4 protein-coding genes are annotated in these 2789 nt (G+C 68.8%); 2 read left to right on the top strand and 2 right to left on the bottom strand.

From position 1 onward, the window contains the following. Positions 1-37 precede the first annotated feature (37 nt). Together AC04L7_RS16000 and dgcN are read right to left on the bottom strand one after the other, a co-directional pair. Positions 38-928 (bottom strand): LysR family transcriptional regulator, encoded by an 891-nt coding sequence (locus AC04L7_RS16000; protein ID WP_436000697.1) that lies wholly within the window; start codon positions 926-928, stop codon positions 38-40. 57 nt (positions 929-985) lie between these two features. Next, a complete protein-coding gene (gene dgcN, locus AC04L7_RS16005) occupies positions 986-2014 on the bottom strand; it encodes an N-acetyltransferase DgcN (RefSeq protein WP_475513397.1) in 1029 nt (342 codons plus the stop codon). Positions 2015-2363: 349 nt separating this feature from the next. Between dgcN and rpmB the strand changes: the two genes are divergently transcribed. Both rpmB and rpmG read left to right on the top strand, forming a co-directional pair. Next, complete coding sequence (gene rpmB / locus AC04L7_RS16010; protein WP_475513398.1) at positions 2364-2600, top strand: 50S ribosomal protein L28; 237 nt, start codon at positions 2364-2366, stop codon at positions 2598-2600. Between the two features lie 13 nt (positions 2601-2613). Further along, positions 2614-2778 (top strand): 50S ribosomal protein L33, encoded by a 165-nt coding sequence (gene rpmG, locus AC04L7_RS16015; protein WP_027070918.1) that lies wholly within the window; start codon positions 2614-2616, stop codon positions 2776-2778. Positions 2779-2789: the final 11 nt, after the last annotated feature.

Raw genomic sequence — 2789 nt, forward strand, 5'->3', positions numbered from 1 at the left:
GTGCCTGGACGCGCGAACGCAAGCAGGCGCTCGCCGCTCACCCGTAATCGCGCGCCAGCCGCTTCACGCTGTCGATGAAGTGCCGCTGCACCGGCATCGGCGGCTCGCCGTCGCGCAGCAGCGCGTGCAGCGTTACCGCCAGCGGCGGATCGAGCGGGCGGACCTGCACGGCGGGCCCCGCCGTTCGCGCGGTGAAGGCGTCCACCACGGCCACGCCATGCCCATCGGCGACCAGCGCGCGCGCCAGCGGGTACGTCTGCACGCGGATGCGCATGCGCGGCGGCGGTGCGAGATCCTGCAGGTGCTGGCGTACGGCACGCCCCAGGGCGTCCCTCACGTCCAGGCCGACCATCACCTGGCCGGCCAGGGCAGACCGCGGCAGTGGTTCGCGCATGGCGTCATCACTCCAGTAGCCGGGCGGTGCGATCGCGTGCGCGCGGCTTTCGCCCAATACGAGCTGGCGGATGCCGGGAACATGCACCGCCTGCAACGTCAGGCCGATGTCCGCATCGCGCAACCGCAGTGCATCGACGATCTCCCGCGTGTGCTGCGTCAGCAGTTGCACCTGGGCATCGGCATAGCGCGCCGACAATGCGCGCAGCGCAGACGGCAGCAGCGCCCCGGCCAGCGTCGGCGTGGCCACCACCCGCAACGCCGTACCGCCCGGCGCGACCACATTGCGGGCCAGGCGGTCGAGATCGGCCAGTTCGTCGCCGACACGCTCGATGTGCTCGCGCATCATCCGGCCCTGCGGCGTCAGCACCAGGCGTCCGTTCACGCGTTCGAACAACGCGAAGCCCAATCCCGTCTCGGCGTGCTGTAGCAACTTGCTGGCCGCCGGCTGCGAGATGTGCAGCAGGCGCGCGGCGCCGGTCAGGGTGCCCGCCTGCAGCAGCGCCTGGAACAGTTCGATATGGCGCAGGCGCATGCAGTCCCCTTCCCGGTGGCTCCCATCATACGTAGCCCCGACCCGCCTCCCCGGCGATCAGGCGGGCGGATAGAGCTCCAGCAACCGGTCCGCGATGCGCGCCACGCCGTCGGCGACAGGGTCCTGGCATGGCAGGCCGAAGCGCTTCTCGACGTGGGAACACAGGCTGGCCGCGTGTTCGCGCGACAGCCGCGACGTGTCCACCGCGATACCCGCCACCTGCACGCCCGGCGAGGTCAGGCGCGCCGCTTGCAGGTTCGCGGCGAGGCACTCCTCCAGCGCAGGCAGCGCGTAGTGGGGCAGGCCGCGCATGTGCTGGCGCGTGGGCTCGTGGCAGAGCACCAGCGCATGCGGCTGCGCGCCATGCAGCAAGCCCAGCGAAACACCAGCGAACGACGGGTGGAAGAGCGAACCCTGCCCTTCGATGAGATCCCAGCCACCATCGTCGCGTGCGGGGGAGACCCATTCCGCGCCGCCGGAAATGAAGTCGGCGACGACCGCGTCGATCGGCACGCCATGCCCGCCGGCAATGAAGATGCCGGTCTGCCCGGTGGCGCGGAAGTCCGCCGCGATGTTGCGCAACCGGAGTTCGCGTTCGATCGCCAGCGTGGTGTACATCTTGCCCACCGAGCAGTCGGTGCCGACGGTGAGCAGGCGCTTCCCGGCACGCAGCACGGCCTTGCCCACCTCGAGTGCCGGCGGGCGACGGGCATCGAACAGCACGCGTCCCAATCTGTCGGCCGCCTCCCGGATGCGCGGTTCGTCGGCCAGGCGCTGGTGCAGGCCCGAGGCCACATGAAGTCCCGCCTCCATCGCGGCCAGCACGGCCTCCACGGTATCGCCATCCATCACGCCGCCGGCATTGGYCACGCCGACCAACAGCGTCCGGGCGCCGGCGGCCCGCGCCTGCCCGACATCCAGGTCAGGCAGCCCGACGCTGGTCTTGCAGCGCGGTCCGCGGACCTGGCCCACGCACCAGGCCGGTCGCCAGTAGGCCAGGCCACGGGCGGTCTTGGCGGCCAGATCGTCCTGTGCGTTACCCAGGTAGAGCAGGTAAGGGGGTCCCCAGCTGGCGGACTCGGACATGCTCATTGCTCCTGGACACCGGCGGCTTCCGGCCCCGACACCGTAGCCAAGGGCGCCAGGGGCGGCCAATCGAAAACCGCGCGGGGTCCATAACCCCTGGTTGGGGTCGGCAGGCCGGCTACGCCAGCCGGCGGACCGCCGTAAGTGCTTGCGCGCAAAGGAGAACCCACGCATAATGCGCGGCTCGCTGCGTCCGGCATGTCCGGATCTGCGGCCGGAAACGCGATTCCGGCTTGGGTCAGCAGCGGTTTTCATGCCGTATCGCGTGGTGTCCGTCCTGCCCTGCAGGCCGTCCGCCGGGCCGCCGTCTCCCGGGCTATGGGCGACACAATTACTTATCGAGGTGCGTATGTCCCGCGTATGCCAAGTGACCGGCAAGCGTGTGATGACGGGTAACAACGTCAGCCACGCCAACAACAAGACTCGTCGTCGTTTCCTGCCCAACCTGCACGAGCGCCGTTTCTGGGTCGCCAGCGAGAACCGCTGGGTCAAGCTGAAAGTTTCCGCGCACGCGCTGCGCACCATCGACAAGAACGGCATCGATTCCGTTCTGGCCGAGCTGCGTGCCCGCGGCGAAAAGKTCTGAGGAGTAACTACACATGGCATCCAAGCGCGACAAGATCCGTCTGATCTCCTCGGCCAACACCGGCCACTTCTACACGACGGACAAGAACAAGAAGAACACCCCGGGCAAGATGGAAATCAAGAAGTACGACCCGGTCGTGCGCAAGCACGTGATCTACAAGGAAGGCAAGATCAAGTGACCTGTGGCGCG

The organism is Pseudoxanthomonas sp. LjRoot204_2 (genome assembly GCF_056175765.1).